The sequence below is a fragment of the Streptomyces sp. NPDC046716 genome, from assembly GCF_040645755.1.
GTDB lineage: Bacteria > Actinomycetota > Actinomycetes > Streptomycetales > Streptomycetaceae > Streptomyces.
Window position 1 is genome coordinate 1 of sequence record NZ_JBEYYU010000025.1, and the last position, 26,397, is coordinate 26,397.

21 protein-coding genes, 2 tRNA genes and 1 other RNA gene are annotated in these 26,397 nt (G+C 73.5%); 10 read left to right on the forward strand and 14 right to left on the reverse strand.

What is annotated here, in order from left to right:
- Positions 1–149 precede the first annotated feature (149 nt).
- Both ABZ930_RS19850 and ABZ930_RS19855 read right to left on the reverse strand, forming a co-directional pair.
- Positions 150–803 (reverse strand): LytR C-terminal domain-containing protein, encoded by a 654-nt coding sequence (locus ABZ930_RS19850; protein ID WP_361549412.1) that lies wholly within the window; start codon positions 801–803, stop codon positions 150–152.
- Between the two features lie 117 nt (positions 804–920).
- Complete coding sequence (locus tag ABZ930_RS19855) at positions 921–1,217, reverse strand: type II toxin-antitoxin system VapB family antitoxin (RefSeq protein WP_003955420.1); 297 nt, start codon at positions 1,215–1,217, stop codon at positions 921–923.
- 121 nt (positions 1,218–1,338) lie between these two features.
- On the opposite strand from ABZ930_RS19855, the gene ABZ930_RS19860 reads away from it, so the two are divergent.
- Positions 1,339–3,057 carry a helicase HerA-like domain-containing protein gene (locus tag ABZ930_RS19860; protein ID WP_361549413.1) on the forward strand — a complete coding sequence of 573 codons (1,719 nt, stop codon included), beginning with the start codon at positions 1,339–1,341 and terminating at the stop codon, positions 3,055–3,057.
- A gap of 494 nt (positions 3,058–3,551) precedes the next feature.
- Here the strand turns inward: ABZ930_RS19860 and ABZ930_RS19865 are convergent, their stop codons facing one another.
- Both ABZ930_RS19865 and ABZ930_RS19870 read right to left on the reverse strand, forming a co-directional pair.
- Positions 3,552–3,884, reverse strand: coding sequence for a hypothetical protein (locus ABZ930_RS19865; protein ID WP_361549415.1), 333 nt, complete (start codon positions 3,882–3,884; stop codon positions 3,552–3,554).
- A 77-nt stretch (positions 3,885–3,961) separates the two neighbouring features.
- Positions 3,962–4,555: an HhH-GPD-type base excision DNA repair protein gene (locus ABZ930_RS19870; protein ID WP_361549416.1), complete on the reverse strand. Its 594-nt coding sequence runs from the start codon at positions 4,553–4,555 to the stop codon at positions 3,962–3,964.
- A 64-nt stretch (positions 4,556–4,619) separates the two neighbouring features.
- Between ABZ930_RS19870 and ABZ930_RS19875 the strand changes: the two genes are divergently transcribed.
- Positions 4,620–7,247 (forward strand): GNAT family N-acetyltransferase, encoded by a 2,628-nt coding sequence (locus ABZ930_RS19875; RefSeq protein ID WP_361549418.1) that lies wholly within the window; start codon positions 4,620–4,622, stop codon positions 7,245–7,247.
- A 1-nt stretch (position 7,248) separates the two neighbouring features.
- Here the strand turns inward: ABZ930_RS19875 and ABZ930_RS19880 are convergent, their stop codons facing one another.
- The gene (locus tag ABZ930_RS19880) at positions 7,249–8,016 is read right to left on the reverse strand and encodes a sulfite exporter TauE/SafE family protein (protein ID WP_361549420.1); all 768 of its coding nucleotides are present in this window, start codon (positions 8,014–8,016) and stop codon (positions 7,249–7,251) included.
- A gap of 167 nt (positions 8,017–8,183) precedes the next feature.
- Here ABZ930_RS19880 and ABZ930_RS19885 point away from each other — a divergent pair, with 167 nt between their 5' ends.
- Positions 8,184–9,101 carry a LysR family transcriptional regulator gene (locus ABZ930_RS19885; RefSeq protein ID WP_361549422.1) on the forward strand — a complete coding sequence of 306 codons (918 nt, stop codon included), beginning with the start codon at positions 8,184–8,186 and terminating at the stop codon, positions 9,099–9,101.
- Positions 9,102–9,143: 42 nt separating this feature from the next.
- Complete coding sequence (locus tag ABZ930_RS19890) at positions 9,144–9,470, forward strand: cupin (RefSeq protein WP_361549424.1); 327 nt, start codon at positions 9,144–9,146, stop codon at positions 9,468–9,470.
- Positions 9,471–9,607: 137 nt separating this feature from the next.
- Here the strand turns inward: ABZ930_RS19890 and ABZ930_RS19895 are convergent, their stop codons facing one another.
- The 4 genes from ABZ930_RS19895 to ABZ930_RS19910 form a co-directional block, all read right to left on the reverse strand.
- On the reverse strand, positions 9,608–10,903 hold the full coding sequence (locus ABZ930_RS19895) for a histidine kinase (RefSeq protein ID WP_361549426.1): 1,296 nt from the start codon (positions 10,901–10,903) through the stop codon (positions 9,608–9,610).
- 128 nt (positions 10,904–11,031) lie between these two features.
- The gene (locus tag ABZ930_RS19900; protein ID WP_361549428.1) at positions 11,032–11,454 is read right to left on the reverse strand and encodes an STAS domain-containing protein; all 423 of its coding nucleotides are present in this window, start codon (positions 11,452–11,454) and stop codon (positions 11,032–11,034) included.
- Positions 11,455–11,686: 232 nt separating this feature from the next.
- Positions 11,687–12,676 carry an AraC family transcriptional regulator gene (locus ABZ930_RS19905; RefSeq protein WP_361549430.1) on the reverse strand — a complete coding sequence of 330 codons (990 nt, stop codon included), beginning with the start codon at positions 12,674–12,676 and terminating at the stop codon, positions 11,687–11,689.
- 157 nt (positions 12,677–12,833) lie between these two features.
- A tRNA-Ser gene (locus ABZ930_RS19910) sits at positions 12,834–12,918 on the reverse strand.
- A 95-nt stretch (positions 12,919–13,013) separates the two neighbouring features.
- Here ABZ930_RS19910 and ffs point away from each other — a divergent pair.
- The 6 genes from ffs to ABZ930_RS19940 all read left to right on the forward strand — a co-directional run bounded on the left by ffs (position 13,014) and on the right by ABZ930_RS19940 (position 22,059).
- An RNA gene (ffs, locus tag ABZ930_RS19915) (signal recognition particle sRNA small type) lies at positions 13,014–13,112 on the forward strand.
- Between the two features lie 55 nt (positions 13,113–13,167).
- A complete protein-coding gene (locus ABZ930_RS19920; protein ID WP_361549432.1) occupies positions 13,168–15,381 on the forward strand; it encodes a DNA polymerase III subunit gamma and tau in 2,214 nt (737 codons plus the stop codon).
- A 334-nt stretch (positions 15,382–15,715) separates the two neighbouring features.
- On the forward strand, positions 15,716–16,975 hold the full coding sequence (gene purD, locus ABZ930_RS19925; RefSeq protein ID WP_361549434.1) for a phosphoribosylamine--glycine ligase: 1,260 nt from the start codon (positions 15,716–15,718) through the stop codon (positions 16,973–16,975).
- A gap of 363 nt (positions 16,976–17,338) precedes the next feature.
- Positions 17,339–19,261 carry a hypothetical protein gene (locus ABZ930_RS19930; protein WP_361549594.1) on the forward strand — a complete coding sequence of 641 codons (1,923 nt, stop codon included), beginning with the start codon at positions 17,339–17,341 and terminating at the stop codon, positions 19,259–19,261.
- Between the two features lie 335 nt (positions 19,262–19,596).
- Positions 19,597–21,054, forward strand: coding sequence for a N,N-dimethylformamidase beta subunit family domain-containing protein (locus tag ABZ930_RS19935; RefSeq protein ID WP_361549596.1), 1,458 nt, complete (start codon positions 19,597–19,599; stop codon positions 21,052–21,054).
- 90 nt (positions 21,055–21,144) lie between these two features.
- Positions 21,145–22,059, forward strand: a complete 915-nt coding sequence (locus ABZ930_RS19940; RefSeq protein WP_361549436.1) for a phosphoribosylaminoimidazolesuccinocarboxamide synthase — start codon at positions 21,145–21,147, stop codon at positions 22,057–22,059.
- Between the two features lie 42 nt (positions 22,060–22,101).
- On the opposite strand, the gene ABZ930_RS19945 is transcribed toward ABZ930_RS19940, so the two are convergent.
- The 5 genes from ABZ930_RS19945 to ABZ930_RS19965 form a co-directional block, all read right to left on the reverse strand.
- Positions 22,102–22,177: transfer RNA gene (locus tag ABZ930_RS19945), tRNA-Gly, on the reverse strand.
- A 46-nt stretch (positions 22,178–22,223) separates the two neighbouring features.
- Complete coding sequence (locus ABZ930_RS19950) at positions 22,224–22,832, reverse strand: response regulator transcription factor (RefSeq protein WP_361549438.1); 609 nt, start codon at positions 22,830–22,832, stop codon at positions 22,224–22,226.
- On the reverse strand, positions 22,829–24,532 hold the full coding sequence (locus tag ABZ930_RS19955) for a histidine kinase (protein WP_361549440.1): 1,704 nt from the start codon (positions 24,530–24,532) through the stop codon (positions 22,829–22,831). Before ABZ930_RS19955 ends, ABZ930_RS19950 begins: the two co-directional genes overlap by 4 nt.
- Positions 24,533–24,548: 16 nt before the next feature.
- Entirely contained in the window at positions 24,549–25,328 is a 780-nt protein-coding gene (locus ABZ930_RS19960; protein WP_361549442.1) for an ABC transporter permease, read from the reverse strand.
- Positions 25,325–26,296, reverse strand: coding sequence for an ABC transporter ATP-binding protein (locus ABZ930_RS19965; protein ID WP_361549444.1), 972 nt, complete (start codon positions 26,294–26,296; stop codon positions 25,325–25,327). The genes ABZ930_RS19960 and ABZ930_RS19965 overlap by 4 nt, the downstream gene beginning before the upstream one ends.
- Positions 26,297–26,397: the final 101 nt, after the last annotated feature.

Here is a 26,397-nt window from a genome sequence, read left to right on the forward strand (position 1 = left end):
AGCCACCAGGCCGCCGCACCGGACAACCCGTTCACGCCGGGGAGGGACCATTTCGCCACCGAACAGTTCCTGGCCGCCTCCGGCACGCCGTGGACCGCTCGATACATGAGCGGACGCGACTGCGGCTTTGTTCGTGGCTGGTGGCGCCCCTACGAGGCGCAGCTCGGCGATGAGGAGGGGGCCGGCGCCGGGTGGGTCAGGGCCGAGAGGGCCTTGTCGGCCTCCGTCTTGGAGGACAGGGCCTTGAACTGCTTGCCGAGGATCAGGTCCACCTCGGCCGGCTTGGCGCGGCCGTCCGTCTTCAGCTCGGCGCCCGCCAGCTGCGTGCCGAGGACGGGCAGCGCGGCGTCGGAGGCCGACTTCGCGCCGAGCAGTATCCCGACGCCCTGGACCTTCTTGTCGTACACCTTTGTCGCGTTTCCTACGTCCCCGATGGCGAAGCCGCGCTTCTTCAGCTCGTCGGCGGTGTCCTTGGCCAGACCGCCTCGGGTCGTGGCGTTGAGGACATTGACCTTGATCTTCGCGGGGGCGGGCAGCTTCGCCGCGGCCTTGGCGGGGGTCGGGCTCGCGCTCGGATGCTTCGGGCAGTCCGCGGCGCCGGAGCCGGCCGCGCTGGCCTTGCCGCCGCCTGTGAAGACATCGACGAGCTGGAACGATCCCCAGCCGATCAGGCCGATCGCCGCGACGGACGCGACGACGGCGAGCACGATCCTGCTGCGCGAGCGGCCGCGCCGCATACGGGGGTACTTGTCCCCCGTGATGCGGTACTTGCCGCCCATGCCGGGGGGAGTGAGCATGCTCATGGGCGCAGCGTAGTGCCGCCCGACGGCGATGCCTATTAAATGATCAGTGGTGGCCGCTCAGTCCAACCCGAAAGGGCCAATACGGACGTGCGGGACTCCCGGCCGCCGCGGTGACCGTCAGCCGAGTTCGAGGACGCGGGCGTGCAGCACCTGGCGCTGCTGGAGCGCGGCGCGCACGGCGCGGTGCAGGCCGTCCTCCAGATACAGATCGCCCTGCCACTTCACGACGTGCGCGAAGAGATCGCCGTAGAACGTCGAGTCCTCGGCGAGCAGCGTTTCCAGGTCGAGCTGACCCTTGGTCGTCACGAGCTGATCGAGGCGGACCGGGCGCGGCGCGACGTCCGCCCACTGCCGGGTGCTTTCCCGGCCGTGGTCGGGGTACGGCCGGCCGTTTCCGATGCGCTTGAAGATCACACGGAAAGCCTACCGGGCCGGGCTCTCCGGGCGCAGCCATGGAGACGGAGTGCGACCCTGTGAAATAACGCCCTGAACTGGGGCGAAACAGGACCACTCAAACCCGGGACAGGGGCCTGAAATGAGTGACAGCGAGCCGATGGCGGGCGGACGGGCGAGTGGAGCGGACCCGTCCGGGGGAGAACCGGGCGTCTCCTTGACGCAGGAGGCGGAGCGCACGGAGACGGAGCCCGGGGAAGGCGCCGGCGGTGCGGAGGGTGCGCACCCCGAGACCGTCACCGGCGCTCCCGCGCTGCCCGCCGAGGCCCTGGAGATCGCCGCCGGGTACGCGTTCACCGGGCCGGCCCTCGATCTCGGCGCGCTGCTGTGGGACGGGCAGTGCCACCCGGACGCGCAGATCCGCATCCCGCTGCCGATGCTGAACCGGCACGGCCTCGTCGCGGGCGCCACCGGCACCGGCAAGACCAAGACCCTCCAGCTCGTCGCGGAGCAGCTGGCCGCGCAGGGCGTGCCCGTCTTCCTCGCCGACATCAAGGGCGACGTCTCCGGGATCTCGGCGCCCGGCGAGGACGGCGACAAGGTGCGCGAGCGGGCCGGGCAGGTGGGCCAGGAATGGCGGGCCACGGGCTTTCCCTGCGAGTTCTACGCGCTGGGCGGGATCGGCACCGGCATCCCGCTGCGCGCCACCGTCACCAGCTTCGGCCCGGTCCTGCTGTCGAAGGTGCTCCAGCTCAACCAGACGCAGGAGCAGTCGCTCGGCCTGATCTTCCACTACGCCGACCAAAAGGGCCTGGAGCTCTACGACCTGAAGGATCTCCGGGCCGTCGTCACCTTCCTCACCTCCGACGAGGGCAAGCCCGAGCTGAAGACGATCGGCGGTCTGTCGAGCGTCACGGCCGGGGTGATCCTGCGGGCGCTGACCGCGTTCGAGGCGCAGGGCATGGGGGACTTCTTCGGGGAGCCGGAGTTCGACACGAGCGAGCTGCTGCGGACCGCTTCCGACGGGCGGGGCCTGGTCTCCGTACTGGAACTGCCGGCCGTGCAGGACAAGCCGCAGCTGTTCTCGACCTTCCTGATGTGGCTGCTCGCCGATCTGTTCCAGCGGCTGCCCGAGGTCGGGGACGTGGAGAAGCCGAAGCTGGTGTTCTTCTTCGACGAGGCGCACCTGCTCTTCAACGGGGCGTCCAAGGCGTTCCTCGAAGCCATCACGCAGACCGTGCGGCTGATCCGCTCCAAGGGCGTCGGCATCTTCTTCGTGACGCAGACCCCGAAGGACGTGCCCTCCGACGTCCTCGGGCAGCTCGGCAACCGGGTGCAGCACGCGCTGCGGGCCTTCACGCCCGACGACCAGAAGGCGCTGAAGGCCACCGTGAAGACGTTCCCGAACTCCGGGTACGACCTGGAGGAGACGCTGACCTCGCTCGGCACCGGCGAGGCCGTGATCACCGTACTCAGCGAGAAGGGCGCGCCGACGCCGGTCGCGGCGACCCGGCTGCGGGCGCCGGAGTCGCTGATGGGGCCCGTGGAGGCGGGGGCGCTCGACGCGGCCGTGAAGGGGTCGCTGCTGTACTCGCGGTACGCGGATGCCGTGGACCGGGAGTCGGCGTTCGAGAAGCTGACCGCGCGGGAGGCCGAGACCGCGGCCCGCAAGCAGGCGGATGCGGAGGCCGCCGAGGCGGAGAAGGCGGCCCGGGCCGCCGCCCGGGCCAAGCCGTCCCAGGACGCGTCCGTCGTGGACCAGGTCGTGGGCAGCGGGATCTTCAAGTCGCTGGCACGCTCCATGGGCACCCAGCTGGGCCGCGAGATCTCCCGCTCGATCTTCGGCACCCGGCGCCGCTGACCCGGCTCTTCGCGCGCGCCTCTCGTCGTGGCTGGTCGCGCAGTTCCCCGCGCCCCTGAGATGCGCACTGCGTGCGGCATCCCTCCACCGGGGAAGGCGCGCGAAGCGCATGCCTTAAGGGGCGCGGGGAACTGCGCGAGAAGCGGCCGCCGGGCCGCAGGTCGCGGCGGGACATGCGTGGGGCAGACGCGGATCTTTCAGGGGCGCGGGGAACTGCGCGACCAGCCCCCACCGGGCCGCAGACGAACGACGACCCCCGGGGGCCGGGCGGCCGAGGTGGCCGCCCGGCGTGGTTCAGCTTCCGGAGCGCTTCCGGGGAGGCTGAGCGGAGCCCTTGCGGGGAGCCGTGGGCTCAGGGGACTGATGAGCGCGGGCGTCACGCGTGGCTTCCGCGCGGAGCAGAGCGCGCAGCAGCGCGTACGGGTCCTTGGGCATGGTGGAGCGTCCTTTCGGTGCTGACAGGGGTGATGAGGGATCCGGGAGGACCGGATCTGTCAGCAGCGCAGGACGACGGTGCGCAGGGCGCGGTGGGACAGGCGGGCGGGATGTTCGGCGGGGGTGGCCCCGAGACGGGCCGCCCGGGGGAAGGCGCGCGGCGGCGGGGCCGCCGGCAGCCGTGTCGGATGCCCGGTGGGCAGCCGGAGCGCGGCCTCGGGAGCGTCCTGGTGCTCACCGCCCTCGCAGGACGCCGCGGCCACGGGCGGGGCCGCCGCCTCGGCGGGCGGCGCGGCGAACGGGGCGAGCAGCAGGGCCAGGACCAGCAGGAGCGCGCCCGCCCACGTCCGGGCACGGGGGCCCGGCGCGAGGGGGAACGGCGCGACACTCATGCGTCGACTTGTCCCCCGGACGCGCCCGTGACGCAATCACCGGGCGCCCTTTTCCCCTCTCATGGGCTACGGAGAGGTCACTTGGCTGACGCCTTCGCGGCCTTCGCCGCCGCCTTCATCTCCTGCTTGTGCGCGCGGACCTTCACCAGGGACTCGGGGCCGGTGATGTCGGCGACGGAGCGGTACGCCTTCGCCTCGCCGTAGGCGTCGGCCGCCTCGCGCCAGCCCGTGGGGCGCACGCCGAGCTGCTTGCCGAGCAGGGCGAGGAAGATCTGGGCCTTCTGCTTGCCGAAGCCGGGCAGCTCGACGAGGCGGGCCAGGAGCTCCTTGCCGGTGCCGACGCCGGTCCAGACGGCGGCGGCGTCGCCGTCGTAGTGCTCGACGAGGTACTGGCACAGCTGCTGGATCCGCTTGGCCATCGAGCCGGGGTAGCGGTGCACGGCCGGCTTCTCGGAGAGCAGCGCGGCGAACGCCTCGGGATCCCGCGCGGCGATCTCGTGCGCGTCGAGGTCGTCGGCGCCGAGCCGGTCGGCGATCGTGCGCGGCCCCGCGAAGGCCCACTCCATGGGCACCTGCTGGTCGAGGAGCATCCCGACCAGCGCGGCGAGCGGGCTGCGGCCCAGCAGTTCGTCGGCGGCGGGGTCCTGGGCGAGGTGGAGGGTGACGTCCATACGTCGATGATGACCCACCGACGCGGTCCCGACATGTGGGGATTAGGTTAGGCTCACCTAATAAATGTGGAAGTCGAGTGGGGGAACGGTGAACTTCGAGGTCTTCCGGGACGCGTGGGGGATACCGCATCTGCGGGCGGACGACGCCTCGGCGCTGGCGTACGCGCAGGGGTACGTGACCGCCGTCGACCGCGGCTGGCAGATCGAGGTCGAGCGGCACCGGATGCTCGGCACCTCCGCCGGGCTGCTCGGGCCGGGCGAGTCCGGCTGGGACGCCTTCGCGCGGCGGGCCCGGCTGGCGGACACCGCCCGGCGCTGCCACGGCGCCCTCGACCCGGAGACCCGCGCGTGGGTGGGCGCGTACGTCGACGGGGTCAACGAAGGACTGCGCGAACACGGCGCCCGGGCCCCGGAGTTCGCCCGGACCGGCGGGGCGCCTGGCCGCTGGGAGCCCTGGACGCCGCTCGGGGTGTGGGTGTCGACGCACGTGCTGTTCGCCGGGTTCCCCGGGAAGCTGTGGCGCGACGAGGTCGTGCGGCGGCTCGGGGCGGACGCGGTGGAGCTGTTCGCGACCGACGGCCCCGGCACGCTGGGCAGCAACGGCTGGCTGGTCGACGCGGAGCGCGCCGCGGACGGCGGCGCCCTGATCGCCGGGGACCCGCACCGGTACATCGAGGACCCGGGCGTCTACCAGCAGATCCGGCTCGCCTGCCCGGAGTTCGACGTGGTGGGCCTCGCCGTGCCGGGCGTCCCCGGCATCGGGCACTTCGGGCACACGGGCGCCGTCGCCTGGGCCATCACCAACGCCATGGCCGACTACCAGGACCTGTACCGCGAGCGGCTGCGGCGCACCGGCGACGGCGGCGTCGAGGCGCTGGGCCCCGACGGCTGGCGCCCGGCCCACGCGCACCTGGAAGAGGGCGTCGAGGTCATCGAGACCGAGCGCGGCGTCGTCGTGATCGGCGGGCCCGATGAGGGTGCCGGTGAGGGCGTCAGCCTGCGCCAGCCCGCCCGCGTCTTCGGGAACCTGGGCTTCGCCACGCTGCCCGCCCTGCTGCGCGCCCGGACCGTCGCCGACGTCGACCGGGCCCTCGACGGCTGGGCCGAGCCCGTCAACGTCGTGCTCGCCGCCGACACCGAGGGCGGCACGCTGCACCGCGTCGCGGGCACCGTGCCGCTGCGCGACCCCGAGAACAGGGTGCGGGTGGTGCCCGCGTGGGAGGAGCGGTACGCCTGGCGCGGCGTCCACGACCCGCTGCCGCGCGCCGACGTCGACGGCGTCGCCGTCATGGCCAACGAGCGTTCCCTGGCCGCGCCGCTCGGCACCGAGTTCGCGCCGCCGCACCGCGCCCGGCGCATCGGCGAGCTGCTCGCCGGGCGGGCCACCTGGGCCGCCGGGGACATGGCCGCCGTGCACACCGACACCGCGCTCGCCTCAGCCACGCCCCTCCTCGGCCTCGTCGAGCGGCTGGACGGGCTCTCCCCCGAGGGCGCTCGGCTGCGGGAGTCGCTGCTGAACTGGGACCGGCGGATGGCGGCGGGCAGCGTGCGCGCCGCCGCGTACGCCCGGGTGCGGTCCGCCGTCGTGCTCCGCATCGCCGCCCATCCGTCCCTCGCGCCGCTGACCGGCCTGGGCGCCGCCTACCCCGAGGTCTTCCGGCCCTGGCTCGCGCTCGTACCGCGCGTCGCGTACGGCCTGGAGAACCTGCTGACGGAGCCTCACATCCCGTACGGGGAACGGCTCACCGCCGTCCGGGAGGCGGTCGAGGAGGTCGCGGGCGCGCCGGAGGCGACCTGGGGCGAGCTGCACCGGCTCGCCGCCTGGCAGGCGCTGCCCGACCCCGGCGCCGAGCGGCCCGCCCTCGACGGCGACCACGACTGCGTCCTGTCCACGTCGAGCGTGCCCGGCATCACCGACCTCGCCGCGCGCGGGCCCGCCGCCCGCTACGTGTGGGACCTCGCACGCCGCGAGAACAGCCGCTGGATCGTGCCGCTCGGTGCCTCCGGCGTCCCCGGCACCGCCCACCACCGCGACCAGCTGCCGCTGTGGCTGCGCGGTGAACTCGCCCCGGTCGTCACCGACTTCGACCGGCTGACCCCCAGCAAGGAGACCTCAGTGACCGACGTGTACGAGCGCGCCGTCGACGGCTTCGGCACCTTCCGGCTCACGCCCGTCGACCCGGCGGGCGCCGACATCGACGTGCTGCACGGCTGGGTGAGCGAGGAGCGCGCCACGTTCTGGGGCATGACCGGCCTGGACCGCGACACCGTCCGCGACATCTACGCGCACATGGCCGGCCTCGACACCCACCACGCGTTCCTGGTCCGCCTCGACGGGGTGCCGGTCGCGCTCTTCCAGACGTACGAGCCGGAGGCCGACCGGGTCAGCGAGTGCTACGAGGTGCTGGACGGGGACGTCGGCGCGCATCTGCTCGTCGGGCCGCCGGCCGGGGACGCGAGCGGGCGGCGCGGCTTCACCGCGGCGCTGGTCGACGTGCTCGTCGGGTACGCCCTCGACGGACTCGGCAAGAAGCGGATCGTCGTCGAGCCGGACGCCCGCAACGACAAGGCGATCGCGCTGTTCGCCCGCTCCGGGTTCGAGCTCGTCGGCGAGATCGTGCTGCCGGAGGTGGACCTGCCCGAGGTGTACCTGCCTCAGAAGCGCGCTCAACTGGCCGTCTACACCAGGTAGTTCATGAGCGGACGATCAGCAGGACCGAGGCCGTGACGCCGACCGTGACGATGACACCCCGCATCGCGGCCGGCGGCAGCCTGCGGCCGAGGCGGGCGCCGAGCAGGCCGCCCGCCGTGGAGCCCGCCGCGATCAGCCCCGCCACCGCCCAGTCGACGTCGGCGACCGCGATGAAGACGACGGCCGCGATCCCGTTCACCAGGGACGCGAGCACGTTCTTCGCGGCGTTCAGGCGTTGCAGGTCGTCCCGGAGCACCGCCCCGAACATGCCCATGAGCAGCACGCCCTGGGCCGCCCCGAAATAGCCGCCGTAGACGCCCGTGCCGAGGACGCCGAGCCACATCGGCACACCGCCGTCGGCCCGGGTGGCTCCCCTTCGATCCTGCCGCGCCTTCATCCACCGGTTCAGCCACGGCTGGACCAGGACGAGGACGCACGCGGTGAGGATCAGCACCGGCACGATGCGGCGGAACGCGGCGTCGGGCAGCCGCAGCAGGAGCAGCGCCCCCGCGAGACCGCCGAGCAGCGACGCGGCACCGAACCGGAGCAACCGCCGCCGCTGGCCGCGCAGTTCGCGCCGGTAGCCGTACGCGGCGGAGAGCACCCCGGGCACAAGGCCCACGTTGTTGGAGACGTTCGCGAGCACCGGCGGGTAGCCGAAGGCGAGCAGGGTCGGGAACGTGATCAGGGTGCCGGAGCCGACCACCGCGTTCATGCCGCCCGCCGCGACCCCGGCGCCACCGATCGCCACCGCTTCCACCACGTCCACCGTTCACCGCTCCCTGTAGCTCAACGGGTCGGCACCCGCCCGGAGTTCGCGACCTCCGCGACGGGTTGCCGCCCTGGGCCGTCCCGCCGACGATCGTGCTCCGCGCGCCCGACCCAAGTCAATCCTCGGGTTTTCTTGCAGATACCCAAGCGGTAGCTTCGGTCGACGTGACCCTCGACGACCTCCGCGTCTTCGTCGCCGTCTGCCGCGCGGGCAGTCTCAGCGCCGTCGCACGCGACCTGTCCTGCACCCAGTCCGCCGTCAGCCAGCACGTCAAACGGCTGGAGAAGGAGACCGGCATCGAGCTGCTCGAACGGCACGCGCGCGGGGTCGTGCCCACCCCCGCCGGCCGGATCCTGCGCGCCGCCGCGGCCGACGGGATCGGCGCCCTCGACGACGCGCTGCGCCGCCTGGACGACCTGGCGCGCGGCGCGAGCGGCTCGGTGCGGGTGACCACGGGCGCCACCTCGGTACGGCACTTCATGGCCGAGGCGATCGTCGCCTACCGGCGCGGACACCCGCAGATCAGCCTGGAGTTCCAGACGGTCAGCTCCAGCCGGAGCTGCTTCGAGGCGCTGGCCGCGCACGACCTGGACCTCGCCTGGATCACCATGGGGCCCGTCGAGCGCGGCATCGAACTGCGGCCGGTGGTCGAGCTGCCCTGGGTCCTCGCCGTGCAGGAGCACGACCCGCTGGCCGTCAGGCGGTCCGTCGAACCGGCCGACCTGGCGGGCTCGGCGCAGCTGATCCTGCCGCCCGAGCACTCCACGTCCCGCTCCCACCTGAACGACCGCTTCGCCGAGCTCGGCATCGCGGACGCGGCGTCCGCCGGGACCGGCATCGCCGACTGGGACACCGCCGCGCACCTGGCGCAGCTCGGCCTCGGCCACGCCGTCGTCCCCGACCTGCCCGGCCTGCGCGGGCCGGGACACCCCGGGCTCGTCCTCGTCCCCGTCCCCTGCCTGCCGCCGCTCCAGGTCGGCTGGGCGGTCCGCCGCTGGGCCGCGCTGTCGCCGCCCGCCCGCGCCTTCGCGGACCTGGTGGAGGGCAGCTGCCCCGGCGCCGCGGTGCGCCCGAACGGCTGACGCGCCCTCGCGCCCGGCGGTGCGCCCGGCGACCCTGAACCCATGACGACCACACACCACCTCGCCACCCTCGCCGACGACCATCTGGCCGCCGCCCGCTCGGCCCCGCACGGCCGCAGCGCGGAACTGATCCTGCACGAGGACCAGTTGCGGCAGAGCGTCATCGCCCTGGTGGAGGGCAGCGCCCTGGAGGAGCACAACGCCCCGCCCGCCGCCGCCCTCCAGATCCTCACGGGCCGCGTCCGCCTCACCGCCGTCTCGGGCGACGTGGAACTGGGCCCCGGCGACCTCCGCCCGATCCCCCAGGAACGCCACGGCCTGGTGGCGCTGACCGACGCGGTGGTGCTGCTGACGGCGGTGACGGCCTGAGGCGGCGCCGGGCGCGCCGGGCGGTGGTGGGTCAGGTCCACCTCAGCCGCATCATGGCCAAACTGGACGCGGCCAACCGCACCCAGGTCGCCCTCATCGCCCACGACGCCGGCCTGACCTAGCCGACCGTGCCCCGTTCAGGCCGCTTCGGGCACCGCTATCGGCAGCGCGGCGTCGATCCGGAACCCGCCGTCCCTTGTGGGCCCGGACTCGAGGGTGCCCCCGGCCAGCCGTACCCGTTCCGCCAGACCGATCAGCCCGTGCCCGCCGCTGGGCAGCAACGGCTCGCCCCCGGAATCCTGCACGGTGCCGGGCCCCTCGGCCGGACCGTTGACGACCCCCACCCGCACACCGCCCTGCTCATAGGCGAGCCGAATCCGGGTCGCGGCGCCCGGGGCGTGCTTGTGCACATTGGTCAGGGCCTCCTGCACGACCCGGTGCGCGGCCCGCTCGACCGGCTCGGCCAGCGGCTGCGGCGCGCCCTCGACGCGCACGGTGACGGGAAGCCCGGCGGCCCGTGAGCCGTCGGCCAGCTCCTGGATCCGGTCGACGGCGGCGCGCCGCTCGCCGACCGCGCTCTCCCCGTCCTCCGCGGCGGGCCCGTTCCTGAGCAGCCCCAGCATCTCGCGGAGTTCGGTGAGCGCCCGCCGCCCGGCGCTCCGGATGATCTCGGCGGCCTCGCCCGTCACCTGCGGATCATGGGCCACGGCGCTGAGCGCGTTGGCGTGCACCACGATCAGGCTCACCTGGTGCGAGACCACGTCGTGCATCTCGCCCGCGATCCGCCGCCGCTCCTGCTCCCGTGCCGCCTCGGCGACGAGCCGCTGCTCCCGCTCGGCGCGCTCGGCCCGTTCGACGAGCCCGGCGACGACGGCCCGCCGCTGACCCACGTAGAGCCCCAGCAGCAGCGGCACCAGGCAGGAGAAGACGTAGTTCACCGAGAACCAGAGCACCAGGGTCCGGGCGCTGGACCACGCCCCGGCGCTCCACGGCGCGAGCGCCACGAGCCCGACCCCGGCCGACGCCCAGACGGTCCGCCGGCCGTGCGGGCCCCGATAGGCCCCTTCCGCGTAGTACGCGATCGGCGCCGCGAACGCCGACACCTGAAGCACCTTCGCCACCAGCGACACGGCGACCGCCGCCTCGGGAGCCCGCCGCCGCGCGAGCAGCGGCAGCGCGCTCACGGCGGCCAGCAGCAGATTCACCCAGGGAGCGCCCGGCCCCATGGCCGGGTTCTGCACGCTGGTCACCACCGCGGGCGCCAGCGCCACACCCGTCAGCACCAGGTCCACGGCCCGCGCCGGCACCAGCGGCGGGCGCGGCACGGGCGCCGCCGCCACCGGTCTGCCCGCCGTGCCCCCGTCGCCGGAGGGCAGGAGAGCCCTGCTGCGCAGCGTGTTCACGAGGCGGGAGGTGCGGTGGGTGCTTGTCATCAGAGCGAGGATAGGAGCCCGGCGAGGATAGGAGCCCGGGCCCACCGCGATCCGCCCGGCAGGACAGCGGGGGCGGCACAGCGCGGACGCCACTCACGACCGGGCCCCGCCCGACCCGGCCCGCGACCTCATCGTCCGCCGCCCGCCCCCGGACACCCTCGACCCCGCGAGGCGGTGGGGGTGAACGAGACGGAGACCGACGTCTGGGCCAGCGCGTCCACGAGAGTCGGGAAGATCGTGAAGAACCGTGAGGTGCCCGTCACCTCCAGGCGCCGCAGCGCTCGTGAACTGAGGGGACCCGCGAGACAGAGCGGGTCCTCGCCCTTGCGGACGGGCTGCAGCAGGGCGCAGAGGGCCTCCGCGCTGAAGAACTCGACCCCGGACAGGTCGACCACGATCTTCTTCCCCGACCGCCGGCCCAGCTCGAAGCTGGCCAGCAGGCCGCGAAGGCTCCATTCGTCCTTCACGTTGTCGCCCAGGAGAATGACTACCTGGCGGTTCAACTCCGTGACGAGAACGGCTTGTTCGGGAAGGTGGGAGTCGGATTGCATGTGCCATTACCTCGGCGCTGACAGAACGTCATTCACCCCGAGTGCCCGTTGAGGCAGCGGGGACCGGGGTCCGGGGCCCCCGCTGCTGAGCCAAGCGGCCGGAGATCGCTCCCCGGCCTTCAGTGACGCCGGGACGAGGCTACGACGGGGTGTCGACGGTCAACGCTCCGGATTGCGCGGCACTGTCCGGTAAGCGCGGGACATATGCGGGCCGGACGGGACATCGGCAGATTCAGGGAGAACGCAGGGTCTGGGAGGGCGTCTCCCCGAACCGGGCCCGGTAGCGCTGCGCGAACCGGCCCAGATGCGCGAACCCCCACTGGTAGGCGACATCGGTGACGGTCGCCGTGCCCGGCGGCGAGGTCCGCAGCTGCATCCGTACGCGCTGCAGGCGCACCTCGGTGACGTACGCCATCGGGGACATCCCCACATGCCTGCTGAACGCCTCTTGCAGGGTCCGCAGACTGACCTGGGCGACGGCCGCGAGCCGGGCCGCGTCGTACGGCTCCGCCGGGCGCTCCACGACGAGGTCCGTCACCCGCTTCACCGCGGCCGGGCGCATCTGCGGCGGCGGGGCCTCCAGCTGGGCGCGGTAGGAATGATCGGTCGCCAGCAACAGCCCCTGGAGCAGGGTCTGTTCCAGCCGGCCCGCGATGAGCGGCTGACGCAGCAGGCCGTGCGGTATCTCCCAGTCCAGCAGGCTCCAACGCGTCAGGTTCGCCCAGCTGAGCCCGGGGCCCCGGGTGAGGTCGAAGTACGGCTTGAAGCGTGGCTGGCGCGCCAGTGGTTTCCCCAACAGGGTTTCCAGCTGGCGGTGCACGGCCAGCTTGCAGACCTTCACGGCGATGACCCGGCAGTCGGGTTCCCAGTCGTAGACGCTGATGGTCCGGGTGGGGTCGTAGATCACGCCCATGCGTGTGGTGGTGCACACGGGCGGCGCGGAGCCCTCCCGCACGCTGAAGCCGCCGTTGAGCGGAACGCAGACGTGGTAGAAACCCGGCTCGCAGTAACTCGTCCTGATCCCGGTCCCGAAGCTGACGTCGCCCACGGTCAGCGCGCCGAGATCGGCCGTGCCGATGCGGGTGACGAAGTCCTGCGCGTCCGCCCCTCTCACCTCGAGCCGCATGTCGTAGTAGACCTCCGACAGCACGTGGCTCGCTTCCTCCACGGACCGCGTGATGAACGTGCTCGGCCCTGCCGCCGAGCCTGGTGTGGACGCCATGACGTGCCCCCTCATGTGCTGCCACCAGAATGGCCCGCCCCGGGGGCGGCACCGCGGGACGACGCCCGATTCTTGGCTTCGGCTTGACCGCGGGCCCGCAGCCGCCGGACAACGACGAAGGCCCGGACCGTGTGACACGGTCCGGGCCTTCTGCCGGCGGAGGATACGAGATTCGAACTCGTGAGGGGTTGCCCCCAACACGCTTTCCAAGCGTGCGCCCTAGGCCACTAGGCGAATCCTCCGCGGCAAACAATACAAGACGTTTGAGGGTGCTCGCGAACGCCTGCCCCTGGTCCGGAGGGAACTCGTTCCACCGGCCCGGAGCATGTACTCTGGGCGCAGCCCCTCACGTGGCGCTATCTGACTGAACTCCCCCAGGGCCGGAAGGCAGCAAGGGTAGGTCGGCTCTGGCGGGTGCGTGGGGGGCGTTTGCGTTCCCGGGCGGGCGGGGGCGGGCCGTGTTGTCAGTGGGCGCCTATAACCTCGTATGCGTGTCGTCTCTCGCGCTGTACCGCCGTTATCGCCCGGAGTCGTTCGCCGAGGTCATCGGGCAGGAGCATGTCACCGACCCGTTGCAGCAGGCGCTGCGGAACAACCGGGTCAATCACGCGTACCTGTTCTCAGGTCCGCGTGGCTGTGGCAAGACGACCAGCGCGCGCATCCTGGCCCGGTGTCTGAACTGCGAGCAGGGGCCCACCCCGACGCCGTGCGGGGAGTGCCAGAGCTGCCAGGACCTCGCGCGCAACGGACCGGGGTCGATCGACGTCATCGAGATCGACGCGGCCTCGCACGGTGGTGTGGACGACGCCCGTGACCTGCGCGAGAAGGCGTTCTTCGGCCCGGCGAGCAGCCGCTACAAGATCTACATCATCGACGAGGCCCACATGGTCACGTCGGCGGGTTTCAACGCTCTGCTGAAGGTCGTCGAGGAGCCGCCGGAGCACCTCAAGTTCATCTTCGCGACGACGGAGCCCGAGAAGGTCATCGGGACGATCCGGTCGCGTACGCACCACTATCCGTTCCGGCTCGTCCCGCCGGGGACCCTGCGGGACTACCTCGGTGAGGTGTGCGGCAAGGAGGACATCCCCGTCGCGGACGGCGTCCTTCCGCTCGTCGTGCGGGCCGGTGCCGGTTCCGTGCGTGACTCCATGTCCGTCATGGACCAGCTCCTCGCCGGCGCCGCCGAGGACGGTGTGACGTACGCCATGGCGACCGGTCTGCTCGGGTACACGGAGGCGTCGCTGCTCGACTCCGTCGTCGAGGCCTTCGCGACCGGGGACGGCGCGGCCGCCTTCGAGGTCGTGGACCGGATCATCGAGGGGGGCAACGACCCGCGCCGGTTCGTCTCCGACCTGCTGGAGCGGCTGCGCGACCTGGTGATCCTGGCCGCCGTGCCCGACGCCGCCGAGAAGGGGCTGATCGACGCCCCGGCCGATGTCGTGGAGCGGATGCAGGCGCAGGCGAGCACGTTCGGCGCCGCCGAGCTGAGCCGCGCCGCCGACCTGGTCAACGAGGGCCTGACCGAGATGCGCGGGGCCAACGCACCGCGGCTCCAGCTGGAGCTGATCTGCGCGCGCGTGCTGCTGCCCGCGGCGTACGACGACGAGCGCTCCGTCATGGCACGGCTCGACCGCATCGAGCGCGGCGGGGTCTTCACGCCGGGCGGGCAGGGACCCGGCCCGGCGATGGCCTACGTTCCCGGTCCCGATGCCCACGCCGTGCCTCCCGCGGCAGCGGTCCCGCCCGGCGGCGGCGCGGCGGCGGCCCGGGCGGCGGTGCGCGGGGGCGCCCCGGGTGAGCCCCAGGCCCCGGCTCCGGTCCAGCCGCAGGCCCCGGCTCCGGTCCAGGCCCAGGCCCAGGCTCCGGCCCCGGCCCCGGTCCAGGCCCCGGCTCCCGTCCAGGCGCAGGCCCCCGCCCCGACCCCCGAGACCTCGCAGGCCCCGGGCGCCTGGCCCACCGCGGCACCCGCCGGGGGTGGCCGCAGGCCCGGTGGCTGGCCCACCGCGGCGGCCGCCGGCACCGGACAGCCGCCCGCACCGCAGCAGCCCGCGTCGGAGCCCGCCGCGGCCCAGGCCCCCGCGCCCATGGCCGCGGCCCCGGCCGGCGGCCCCGACCCGCGCACCCTCTGGCCGAACATCCTGGAGGCGGTCAAGAACAAGCGCCGCTTCACCTGGATGCTGCTCAGCCAGAACGCCCAGGTGACAGGCTTCGACGGCACCACCTTGCAGCTCGGGTTCGTGAACGCGGGCGCGCGCGACCGTTTCGCGAGCAGCGGTGGCGAGGAGGTCCTGAAGGCGGCGCTGACCGAGCAGTTCAAGGTCCAGTGGAAGATCGACTCGGTCGTCGACGCCTCGGGCGGCGGTGCCCCCGGGCCCGCCGGTGGCCATGGCGGCGGTGGCGGTTACGGCGGAGGCGGAGGCGCCGGTTACGGCGGTGGTGCCGGTGGCGGCGGTGGGTACGCCCCTGCCCCGCCGACCCCGCAGGCCGCCGCACCCCAGCCGGCCGCACCGTCCCCCACCCCGGCTCCGGCCCCGTCGGCCCCCGCGCCGACGCCGCCCCCGGCACCGGCCCGCCGACCGGTCTCGGTGGAGGACGACACCCCGGAGGACGACGACCCGGACCTCGACGAGAACGCCCTCTCGGGCCACGACCTGATCGTCCGCGAACTCGGCGCGACGGTGCTGGACGAATTCACCAACGAGTAGCCCTCCGCGCCCGAAGGGGCGCGGGGAACTGCGCGACCAGCCCCCACCGGCTCGCGCACGTCGTACGACCCAGGGGCGCGGGGAACTGCGCGAGCAACCCCCCACCGGCCGTCAGCCGACGAGCGCCCCCGAAGGGGCGCGGGGAACTGCGCGACCAGCCCCCACCGGCCCGCGCACGACGTACGACCTAAAAACGCGGGGAACTGCGCGAGCAACCCCCACCGGCCCGCCCCCCGACAAACCACCGCCCCCTGGAGAAACCCACAAGCCCCGCCCCGCCGCACCCTGGGACACCCCTACAAGCCCCGCGCCCCGCGCCGGATAGGCTGACGGCGTGAAGGTCCTCGTCATCGGCAGCGGCGCCCGCGAACACGCCCTGTGCCGCTCAATGTCCCTCGACCCCGACGTCTCCGCCCTGCACTGCGCTCCCGGCAACGCAGGCATCGCCGAGGTCGCCGAGCTGCACGCGGTCGACGCCCTCGACGGTGCGGCGGTCGCCGCCCTCGCCAAGAGTCTGGAGGCCGACCTCGTCGTCGTAGGCCCCGAAGCCCCGCTGGTGGCAGGCGTCGCGGACGCCGTCCGGGCCGTCGGCATCCCGGTCTTCGGCCCGTCCGGCGAGGCCGCCCAGCTGGAGGGCTCCAAGGCGTTCGCCAAGGACGTCATGGCCGGCGCGGGCGTGCCCACGGCCCGCTCGTACGTCTGCACGACCCCGGCCGAGATCGACGTGGCGCTGGACGCGTTCGGCGCCCCGTATGTCGTGAAGGACGACGGTCTCGCGGCCGGCAAGGGCGTCGTCGTGACCGACGACGTCGACCAGGCGCGCGCCCACGCGAACGCGTGCGACCGCGTCGTCATCGAGGAGTTCCTCGACGGCCCCGAGGTCTCGCTCTTCGCGATCACCGACGGCGAAACGGTCGTCCCGCTCCAGCCCGCCCAGGACTTCAAGCGCGCCCTCGACGGCGACGCGGGCCCGAACACCGGCGGCATGGGCGCGTACTCGCCGCTGCCGTGGGCCGACCCGAAGCTGGTGCAGGAGGTCCTCGACACCGTCCTCCAGCCGACGGTGGACGAGATGAAGCGGCGCGGGACGCCCTTCTCCGGCCTGCTCTACGCCGGTCTGGCCATCACCGGCCGCGGCGTCCGCGTCATCGAGTTCAACGCCCGCTTCGGCGACCCCGAGACCCAGGTCGTCCTGGCCCGCCTGACGACTCCGCTGGCCGGCGTCCTGCTCGCCGCGGCGAACGGCACGCTCGCCGACCTGGAGCCGCTGCGCTGGAGCGACGACGCGGCCGTCACCGTCGTCATCGCCTCGCACAACTACCCCGGCACCCCGCGCACCGGTGACCCGATCACCGGGCTCGACGAGGTGGCCGCGCAGGATGCCCCGTCCGCGTACGTCCTGCACGCCGGGACCAGGCGCGACGGCGAGAGCGGCGCGGTCCTGAGCGCGGGCGGCCGTGTGCTCTCCGTCACAGCGACGGGCGGCGATCTCACGCAGGCCCGCGAGCGCGCGTACGCCGCCGTGACCCGCATCGGGCTCGACGGCTCCCAGCACCGCACGGACATCGCCGCGAAGGCGGCGGCCGAGAGCTGACCGGGCCGGGCTGAAAACGTGCCGCCGGGCGGGAGTCACCCTCTCCCGCCCGGCGTCCTCATGTCAGCCACCTTTACCCAAAGCCATTCCATCGAGTGACCGCTCGCCCATCCGGCTGACGACGCCCCGGAGCCCAACTAGGGTGCGGCGCACGGAGTTCGGGCACCCCTGGAGCCGGACCCCGCCCCGGCGGAACCCGGGGCGGAGCCGGGGACAGAACCAGACGGACCACCGGCATTGCGATGTCAGTGACGGGTGCCACAGTGGGGGAGTGAGCAACGCCACCAGTGTTCCGCCGCGGGCCTCGGCCCCCGGCCGGACAAAAGGCAGAGGCAGCAGGGGGTGACATCGGTCGTGTCCGGTATGGGTGTGGAGGTGGGTGCGCGCGCGGCGCGCTCCCGGGCCCTCGCCGTGCTGCGCATCCGCGGCAGGGCGACGGCGCTCGCCCTGCTGCCCGCGGCCGCCTCCGTGGTGCTGCTCGCGGGCGGCGCCACCGGCCATCTGACGGGCGGGAGTTGGGACGTCGCGCGGATCGTGGTCTCCGCGGTCGCGGTGGTCGTGCTGCTCGCCGCGGCGGGCGTCGCGCTCGTCGTCGCGCGGGCCCGACCGGCGGTCAGTCCGACCGTTCCGATCGCCGAGGACACCGCCCCCGATCTGTACCGGCTGGTGCGCGACCTGGCCGACCGGCTCGACGTTCCCGCGCCGTCGGCGATAGCGCTCACCCCGGACTGCGACAGCTGGCTGGAGGACCGGACGCATCCGGCCCACGGCCCGCCCCGCGGCCGCCGGGGGACACCGGCGGACACGGGGCAGGGGACCGCCCGCACCGCTTCCGGCGACCCGGTCGCCCCTGTCCTCGTGATCGGCTCCCCGTTTCTGTGGTGGATGCGGGTGGGCGAGCTGCGCGCCGTCCTCGCCCCGGTCGTCGCCGGTACGGGACCCTCGGCGCACCCCGACATAGCCGCCGCCCGGCGCTTCGTGCGCGGTCTGGACGCCGCCGTGGCGGTCGCCGCCGCCCCCGATCGCGGGCCGCTCGCCCGGACCGTGCTGGGCGCCGTCGGCTGGGTCGCCCGGCAGATGCTGAGCGGCTGCCGGATCCACGCCGCCGAGATGGAGCGCGGGGTCGCCGCGGCCGCCGCCGAGCGCGCGCAGGCCGTGGACTACGGCCTGCGGATCGTCGCCCAGGAGCAGGTCGGGCTCGCGTACGCGGGCTGGGACCGTCTCCTCACCCGGGTCGCGCTGCCCGCCTGGCGGATGGGCCGCTGGCCGTCCCGGCTGGACGCGGGCGTGGTCGCCGCGCTGACCGAGCTCTCCCGCCGCGACCGCCTGGCCGCGCAGAACGGGACCTTCGCGTCCCGGCTCGGCGAGCGCCCCGCCTGCGATCTGCTGGAGGAACCCGGCACCGTCGACGAGGCGGCCTCGCTGCTCGCCGCCCGCCTCTTCCACGGCGGCCCCGCCGAGTCCGGCCCGGACTGGGCGCCGGTCGACTGGCAGGAGTACCCGGACGAGGTCGTGGACCGCAAGTGGCGCATCGACGCCGCCCGCCTGCACCGCGTCCTCGACACCCTCGGCGTGAACACCGGGACCGCCCCCGCCGCGTCCCCCGAGGCCCCGACCCTGGCCCGCATCCTCGACCACCTGGCAACACCGGCCCACGCCCCCGCGGAGCCCGGGGTTCCGGTCGGCGACCGATCCCCGACCGGCGATCCGGGCCAGGCCTCGGACCTCGACCAGCGCCCAGGCCGGGCCCCCGCCCCTCATCAGGGCGCCGCCATCGAGGCCCCCCGCCCCGACCAGACCCCCGAAATGGACCTGAACCCGGACCCGGACCTCGACCTCGACGTGGACCCGGACCTGGATCTGGACCTGGACGACGTCACCCCCCGCCCCGAGGTGGAGTCCCTCTCCGCGGGACTCACGGCCGAGCTGGCCCGCGAGGAGCAGGAGCGCCCGGCGCAGCCGGTCGCCGCGGCGGGGCAGGGCCCGGACGGCGCGCTGTGGGACGAGGGCGCCCTCCCGCTCTTCCCGCTCCAGCCCCCGCGCACCGGCCGCGAGCTGCTGGCCGACCACGTCACCGCGATGGTCTGCTGCGCCGCCGTCGACACGGCCGGCGCGACCCCCGGCCTGGACTGGCTGGACGGCCCGTCGCTGCTGGTCGGCGGCGAGCGGGCGGCCGATCTCGCGCCCCGCGTGCTGAGCCTGGTGGAGGACGGCGACCCCGAGCCGCTGAAGGGCTGGCTGACCCGCCTCGGGATCCGGCCCGAGAAGCCCGTACGCCTGGTATGACCCCATGCGTGCCGAAGCGCGCCCCGGAGGGAATCGTTCCTGTCCCGTCAATTCACGACGAACGGTGACGGACCGCGTGCGTAATGTGATGTGCTGGGACCGGTCGCGGACACAACAGGCGGACGGGCCAGACGGCCGCGGAGAAGGACGCGACGAGCGGGCGCGCCAGACCGGCGCGCAGAGCGGACCCGACATCCGCGCTCGGCTCGGGGGAGCGAGGGAGGGGAACACACATGGCGCTGGGTCCGGACAGGGCGGAGCACCCCGAGGAGCAGACCGGGCAGGACGCCGCACCACCCCCGCGCCCCCGCACTCCCCGCTGGGAGTCCGGCGCGATGGCGCACGCCGTCAGCGACCCCTTCGGCCAGGGCCCGCTGCCCTGGCTGCGCGGCAGTGAGCACTACTTCGACGACACGGGCCAGGTCGTCCCCTGGTACGTCGACCTGGGCCACGCGGCGCAGCCCGGCTCCACGAACTCCGCGGCGATCCCGAGCCCGCGCACCGGCGGCCCCCGCACCGCCGACGACGTGCACCGCCAGATCAAGGGCTTCACCTCCACCGGCGCGGCCGCGCCCGGCGAGGCGATCGACTTCCACATCACGGTCGACCCGCCCCAGCAGTTCAGCGTGGACATCTACCGGATCGGGCACTACGGCGGCGACGGCGCCTCCAAGATCACCACGAGCCCCCGGCTCTCCGGCATCGTCCAGCCCGCGCCCCTGTCGGTGGACCGCACGGTCTCCTGCCACCACTGGTGGCAGTCCTGGCGGCTGCAGATCCCGTCGTTCTGGAACGTCGGGGCGTACGTGGCGGTCCTGACCACCGCCGGTGGCCACCGCTCGCACGTCCCTTTCACGGTCCGGGACACCCGCCCCGCGGATCTGCTCCTGCTGCTGCCGGACATCACCTGGCAGGCGTACAACCTGTACCCGGAGGACGGCCACACCGGCGCCAGCCTCTACCACGCGTGGGACGAGGAGGGCCGGCTGCTCGGCGAGAGCGAGGCCGCGATCACGGTCTCCTTCGACCGCCCGTACGCGGGCGCGGGCCTGCCGCTGCACGTCGGCCACGCCTACGACTTCATCCGCTGGGCCGAGCGCTACGGCTACGACCTGGCGTACGCCGACGCCCGCGACCTGCACGCGGGCCGGGTCGATCCGACGCGCTACCGCGGCCTGGTCTTCCCCGGCCACGACGAGTACTGGTCGGTGAACATGCGGCGCACCACCGAGCAGGCCCGCGAGCACGGCACGTCCCTGGTCTTCCTGTCGGCCAACACCATGTACTGGCAGGTGGAGTTGGGCCCGTCCGCGTCCGGCGTCCCGGACCGCCTGCTGACCTGCCGCAAGCGCCGCGGCCCGGGGAAGCCGACGCTGTGGCGGGAGATCGACCGGCCCGAGCAGCAGCTCATGGGCATCCAGTACGCGGGCCGGGTCCCCGAGCCGCACCCGCTGGTCGTGCGGAACGCGGACCACTGGCTGTGGGAGGCGACGGGCGCGCACGAGGGCGACGAGATCGAGGGCCTGGTGGCCGGCGAGGCCGACCGCTACTTCCCGCGCACCGCCCTGCCCGACCACGAGGACCGGATCCTCCTGGCCCACTCCCCCTACCGGGACGGCGACAAGGTCCGCAGGCACCAGGAGACCTCGCTGTACCGGGCTCCGTCCGGGGCGCTCGTCTTCGCGTCCGGGACGTTCGCCTGGTCCCCGGCCCTGGACCGCCCCGGGCACGTCGACCCCCGTATCCAGCGGGCGACGGCCAACCTCCTGGACCGCATCTGCAAACGAGACTGAGAACGGCTCCCCGAGCCGGACCCCTGGCCAGAGCCCACCCCCGCGTACGGGAGAATCAAAACCACTCGTACAGAACCACGGGGAGGAACCGTGTCCGGATTCGTCGAAAAGCCCGAGCCGCTTCAGGTGCCGGGCCTGGTGCATCTCCACACCGGCAAGGTGCGGGACCTGTACCGCAACGAGGCGGGCGACCTCGTGATGGTCGCCACCGACCGCATCTCCGCCTACGACTGGGTGCTGCCCAGTCCCATCCCGGACAAGGGCAAGGTACTCACCCAGCTCTCCCTGTGGTGGTTCGACCAGCTCAAGGACCTGATCCCGAACCACGTCCTGTCCTGCGCCGACGAGGATCTGCCCGAGGGCGCCCCGGCCGACTGGGCGGGGCGCACCCTCGTCTGCAAGAGCCTGGACATGGTCCCCGTCGAGGCGGTCGCCCGCGGCTACCTCACCGGCTCGGGCCTGGTGGAGTACAACGCGTCGCGCACGGTCTGCGGCCTCGCCCTCCCCGAGGGCCTGGAGGACGGCTCGGAGCTGCCCGCCCCGATCTTCACACCCGCCACCAAGGCCGAGGTCGGCGAGCACGACGAGAACGTGAGTTACGAGGAAGTGGCCCGCCAGGTCGGCGCGGAGACCGCCACCCAGCTGCGCCAGGCGACCCTCGCCGTGTACAGCCGGGCCCGGGACATCGCGCGCGAGCGCGGGATCATCCTGGCGGACACCAAGTTCGAGTTCGGCTTCGACAAGGACGGCACGCTGATCCTCGCCGACGAGGTGCTCACCCCGGACTCGTCCCGTTTCTGGCCGGCCGACCAGTGGCAGCCGGGCCGTGCGCAGCCCAGCTACGACAAGCAGTTCGTGCGCGACTGGCTGACGTCGGAGGCGTCCGGCTGGGACCGCAAGAGCGAGACGCCGCCGCCGGCCCTCCCCGACGAGGTCGTCACCGCGACCCGCGCCAAGTACATCGAGGCGTTCGAGCTGCTGACCGGGACGCCCTGGACCCTGTAGCGAAGAAGGCCCCCGGTCCGCGGACCGGGGGCCTTCTTCGTGTGGAGCGAACGACCGGGTTCGAACCGGCGACCTCAACCTTGGCAAGGTTGCGCTCTACCAACTGAGCTACGTTCGCAAAGCGCCGCTTTCGCGGTGCTCCGTGCGCCGAAGCGCGACGCCAACTATACCCAACCCCGCATGCGTGCGAGACGCACGGCCGCGTGCCGGTTCTCCACCCCCAGCTTCGAGACGGCCGACGACAGGTAGTTGCGGACCGTGCCCTGGGAGAGGGCGGCCCGCTCGGCGATCTCGACGACCGGCGCCCCGTCCGCCGCCAGCTCCAGCACCTCGGCCTCCCGCGCGGTCAGCGGGGAGTCGCCCGAGGAGATCGCGTCGGCGGCCAACTCCGGGTCCACATAGCGGTTTCCCGCGTGCACGGTACGGATGATCTCGGCGAGCCGCTGGGCGCTCACCGTCTTCGGCACGAACGCCCGCACCCCGGCGGCGAGCGCCCGCTTCAGGTGCCCAGGGCGCCCGTGACTGGTGACGATCATCGTCCGGCAGTCCGGCAGCTCCGCCCTGATCGATGTGGCCACCCTCACACCGTCGGCGCCGGGCATCTGCAGATCGAGCACGGCGACGTCCGGCCGGTGCGCCCGCGCCATGGCCAGCGCCTCGGGCCCGGTGGCTGCCTCGGCGACGACGACCAGGTCGTCCTCCAGCGCGAGGAGCGCGGCGAGGGCGCCGCGGATGAGGTGCTCGTCATCGGCGAGCAGAACCCGCACACTCATCGCCCACCCTCCCGCTCCACACCTGCCGGGCCGCGCCCCACTCCGGGCGCGCCTTTTTGCTCCGCAACAGCCGGACTCCGCCCGGTTTCCGGTGCGCTCTCCAGTCCCGCGTCCATGGCCCCGCGCCCCGTTTCGGACACTCTCTTCTGCTCCGCTTCCGCCGGGCTGCGCCCGGTTTCCGGCGCGCTTTCCCGCTCCGCACCCGCCGGGCTGCGCCCGGTTTCCGGCGCGCTTTCCCGCTCCGCACCCGCCGGGCCGCGCCCGGTTTCCAGCGCGCTCTCCAGCCCCGCGTCCATCGCCCCGCGCCCCGCGTCGGACACCCTCTCCCGCTCCGCACCCGCCGGGCCGCGCCCCGTTTCCGGCGCGCTTTCCACCCCCGCGTCCACCGCCCCGCCCTCCGTTCCCGGCGCGCCCTCCAATCCCGCCCCGGGCCGCGACCGCCCCGCCCCGGACATCGACCGCCCCACCCCCGGCAGGGGCACGCGTGCCCGTACCCGGAACAGCCCCTTGCGGACCGGTCCCGCCGTCAACTCGCCGTCCAGGAAGGCGAGTCGTTCCCGCAGGCCGGCGAGGCCCGAGCCGGAGCCGGGGTTCGTGCCGTCGCCGGCTCCGTCGTTCTCCACGGTCAGCACCACGTCCTCCGCTCCGGTCTCCAGCTCCACCCGGCAGGTCTTCGCATCTCCGTGCCGCAGCACATTGGTCGTCGCCTCCCGCACCACCCAGCCGAGCGCCGCCTGCACCTCGTCGGACAGTCCGGCCGCCGACCCGGTCACCGTGCAGGTGATCCCGGCGGCGTCCAACACTCCCTGCGCTCCGGCGAGTTCGACCGTGAGATCGGTCTCGCGATATCCCCGTACGACATCGCGCACCTCCTTCTGCGACTCGCGCGCGATGCGCTGCACCTCGACCATCTGCGCGACGGCCGCCTCGGTCCGCCCGCGCCGGGCGAGCTGGACGGCCAGTTCGCTCTTGAGGGCGACGACGGAGAGATTGCGGCCCATGACGTCGTGCAGATCGCGCCCGAAGCGCAGCCGCTCCTCGGCGACGGCGAGCAGCGCCTTGGTCTCGCGGGCCTCGTGCAGGTCCCACATCCCCTTCAGCGTCCACCCCGAGGGCCGCATCGTGCACACGCCCCACAGCCCGCCGAACAGCACACCGAACACCGCGATGCCGATCAGCCGCCGGTGGCCGGACAGCCCGAGCCCGACACCCGTGGCCACGGTCAGGGCGAGGGCCCCGAGGACGGCGGTCCGGCGCCGGGCGGTGACCAGGCTCAGCGCCCCGAAGTACGGCAGCAGCGCCGAGCCGAGGGCGAGCACGAACATCGGGAAGTCGCCGGGGGCGAGGAACGTGGCCAGGGCGAGCACGGTGCCCGTCGCGGCCACCATCAGGACGGCCCCGATGACGAACGCGTTCCGGTCGACGGCGACGCGGCCCAGATAGACGTCGAGGCCACGTGCCGCCAGCCGGGTGTTCCAGAACCCCTGGGCCAGCCCGAGGACGCAGGCCGCCACGATCAGTGCCGTGGGTGCCGCGGCGCGCACCGGCTCCGTCAGCGACAGGGCGATCTGCGACAGCAGCATCAGCCAGACGACCACGTACAGCGTGAGGCGGGTGTACAGCTCGATCTGGGCGATGTCGCTCCGGTTGTGCCAGCCCGGAATCCGCCGGTGGCGCGCCCACCATTGCCTTGCCCGCACTACCGCACCCCTCGTCTCACCGCCGCGGTTCCCACCGGAACCGCTTCTGGACAGCAAACACCGCGATCACGATCCAGGCCACCGCCAGCACGATCGCCTTCAGGGACTCCCCGCCGGACAGGGTTCCGCTCCAGCCGCCCCGTACGAGCGTGAGCGCCGAGGTCAGCGGCAGCAGCTCGCACACGGCCGCCAGCCGGTCCGGCAGCACCTCCAGCGGGACGGTCGCGCCGGAGCCGATCAGCGACACCAGCAGCATCGGCATCGCGGCGACCTGCGCGCTCTCCACACTGCGGCTGAACACCGTGGTGAGGGCGGCGAGCGCGACGCACAGCGGGATGCCCAGGAGGACGCCGAGCAGCACCAGTTGGGGCGCGTCCGGCGCCCCCGCGTCGAGCGCCACCGCGCACACGCCGGCCACCGCGGCGCACTGGACGAGCCCGATCACCACGGACGGCACCGCGGCCCCGGCGAGGATCTCCAGATCGCGCAGCTCGCCGGTGCGCAGCCGCTTGAGGACGAGTTCCTCGCGCCGGGACGCGTAGACGCTCACCAGTGAGCTGTAGACGGCGAAGAGGAGGGAGAAGGCGATCGCGGAGGAGATCATGACGGTGCCGAGGTTCAGTCCGGCGTCCTTCAGGGAGCCCTTGTCGACCGTCCGGGAGACGCTGAGGGGCAGCACCAGCGGTACGAAGATCGCGGTGAACAGCACGCCCTTGCTGCGTCCGATGAGGGTGAACTCGGCCCGCGCGAGCGAGGCGAGCCGCCCCGCGGAGGTCGTCGTCGCCACCGTGCTCATGCCGCCATCTCCTTTTCCCTGGCCGGTTCCGTGCCGTCCTTCGCGCTCCGCGCGATCCGCAGGAACGCCTCCTCTAGGGAGGCGCCGCGGACATCGAGCCGCCGCAGCTCGATCCCCGCGTCCCGGGCCCAGACCAGCAGCCCGGTCGCGGCGCGCTGGAGCTCGTCGGTGCGCAGCCGGACGATGCCGCCCTCGGTCTCGTGCCCGCTGATCCCGAGCGGGGCGAGCGGCGGGAGGTCGCCGAGGAGATAGCCCTCGGGCAGTTCGAAGGAGATGTGCGAGGGCTGGGCGGCGACGACCTCGTCGACGCGGCCCTCGGCGGCGATCCGCCCCTCGTGCAGGATCGCGAGCCGGTCGGCGAGATCCTCGGCCTCTTCGAGGTAGTGCGTGGTCAGCAGCACGGTGGTGCCCTCGGCGCGCAGTCCGCGCACCAGTTCCCAGGTCTCCCGGCGGCCCTCGGCGTCGAGCCCGGTGGTGGGCTCGTCGAGGAACAGCACCTCGGGGCGGCCGAGCAGGGCGAGCGCCAGGTCGAGGCGCCGCTTCTCGCCGCCGGACAGCTGCTTGACCCGGACCTTGCCGCGTCCGCCGAGCCCGACCATCTCCAGGGCCTCCCCGACGGGCCGCGCCCCGCTCGTGCACCCGGCCCACATGCGGACGGTCTCGGTGACGCTCAGTTCGGAGGGGAATCCGCCCTCCTGGAGCATCACGCCGATCCGCGGCCGCACCAGGTCGCGTTCGGTGTGCGGGTCGTGCCCGAGGATCCGCACCTGTCCGCCGGCCGGGGCCGCGAGCCCTTCGAGGAGTTCGACGGTGGAGGTCTTGCCCGCGCCGTTGGTGCCGAGGAGGGCGAAGAGTTCGCCGCGGCCCACGGAGAAGCTCACTCCGCGCACCGCCTCGAAGGAACCCCGTTCGTCCCCGTACACGCGGCGCAGATCAGTGACGTCGATCACGCGCTCGTTGTTGGTCATGCTTCAAGCCTCCCGGCGGCCGGGGCCGGGCGGCAGTGCGCGCTGTCATCGACGTACATGACAAATGTCAGACGGCGGGGCCGGATCCCTCGGAGACCCGG

Coding starts and splice junctions, on each gene's coding strand:
- ABZ930_RS19850 (WP_361549412.1), bottom strand. CDS start 803: ATGAGCATGCTCACTCCCCCCGGCATGGGCGGCAAGTACCGCATCACG.
- ABZ930_RS19860 (WP_361549413.1), top strand. CDS start 1,339: ATGAGTGACAGCGAGCCGATGGCGGGCGGACGGGCGAGTGGAGCGGAC.
- ABZ930_RS19865 (WP_361549415.1), bottom strand. CDS start 3,884: ATGAGTGTCGCGCCGTTCCCCCTCGCGCCGGGCCCCCGTGCCCGGACG.
- ABZ930_RS19870 (WP_361549416.1), bottom strand. CDS start 4,555: ATGGACGTCACCCTCCACCTCGCCCAGGACCCCGCCGCCGACGAACTG.
- ABZ930_RS19875 (WP_361549418.1), top strand. CDS start 4,620: ATGTGGAAGTCGAGTGGGGGAACGGTGAACTTCGAGGTCTTCCGGGAC.
- ABZ930_RS19890 (WP_361549424.1), top strand. CDS start 9,144: ATGACGACCACACACCACCTCGCCACCCTCGCCGACGACCATCTGGCC.
- ABZ930_RS19895 (WP_361549426.1), bottom strand. CDS start 10,903: ATGACAAGCACCCACCGCACCTCCCGCCTCGTGAACACGCTGCGCAGC.
- ABZ930_RS19900 (WP_361549428.1), bottom strand. CDS start 11,454: ATGCAATCCGACTCCCACCTTCCCGAACAAGCCGTTCTCGTCACGGAG.
- ABZ930_RS19905 (WP_361549430.1), bottom strand. CDS start 12,676: ATGGCGTCCACACCAGGCTCGGCGGCAGGGCCGAGCACGTTCATCACG.
- ABZ930_RS19930 (WP_361549594.1), top strand. CDS start 17,339: ATGGGTGTGGAGGTGGGTGCGCGCGCGGCGCGCTCCCGGGCCCTCGCC.
- ABZ930_RS19935 (WP_361549596.1), top strand. CDS start 19,597: ATGGCGCACGCCGTCAGCGACCCCTTCGGCCAGGGCCCGCTGCCCTGG.
- ABZ930_RS19950 (WP_361549438.1), bottom strand. CDS start 22,832: ATGAGTGTGCGGGTTCTGCTCGCCGATGACGAGCACCTCATCCGCGGC.
- ABZ930_RS19960 (WP_361549442.1), bottom strand. CDS start 25,328: ATGAGCACGGTGGCGACGACGACCTCCGCGGGGCGGCTCGCCTCGCTC.
- ABZ930_RS19965 (WP_361549444.1), bottom strand. CDS start 26,296: ATGACCAACAACGAGCGCGTGATCGACGTCACTGATCTGCGCCGCGTG.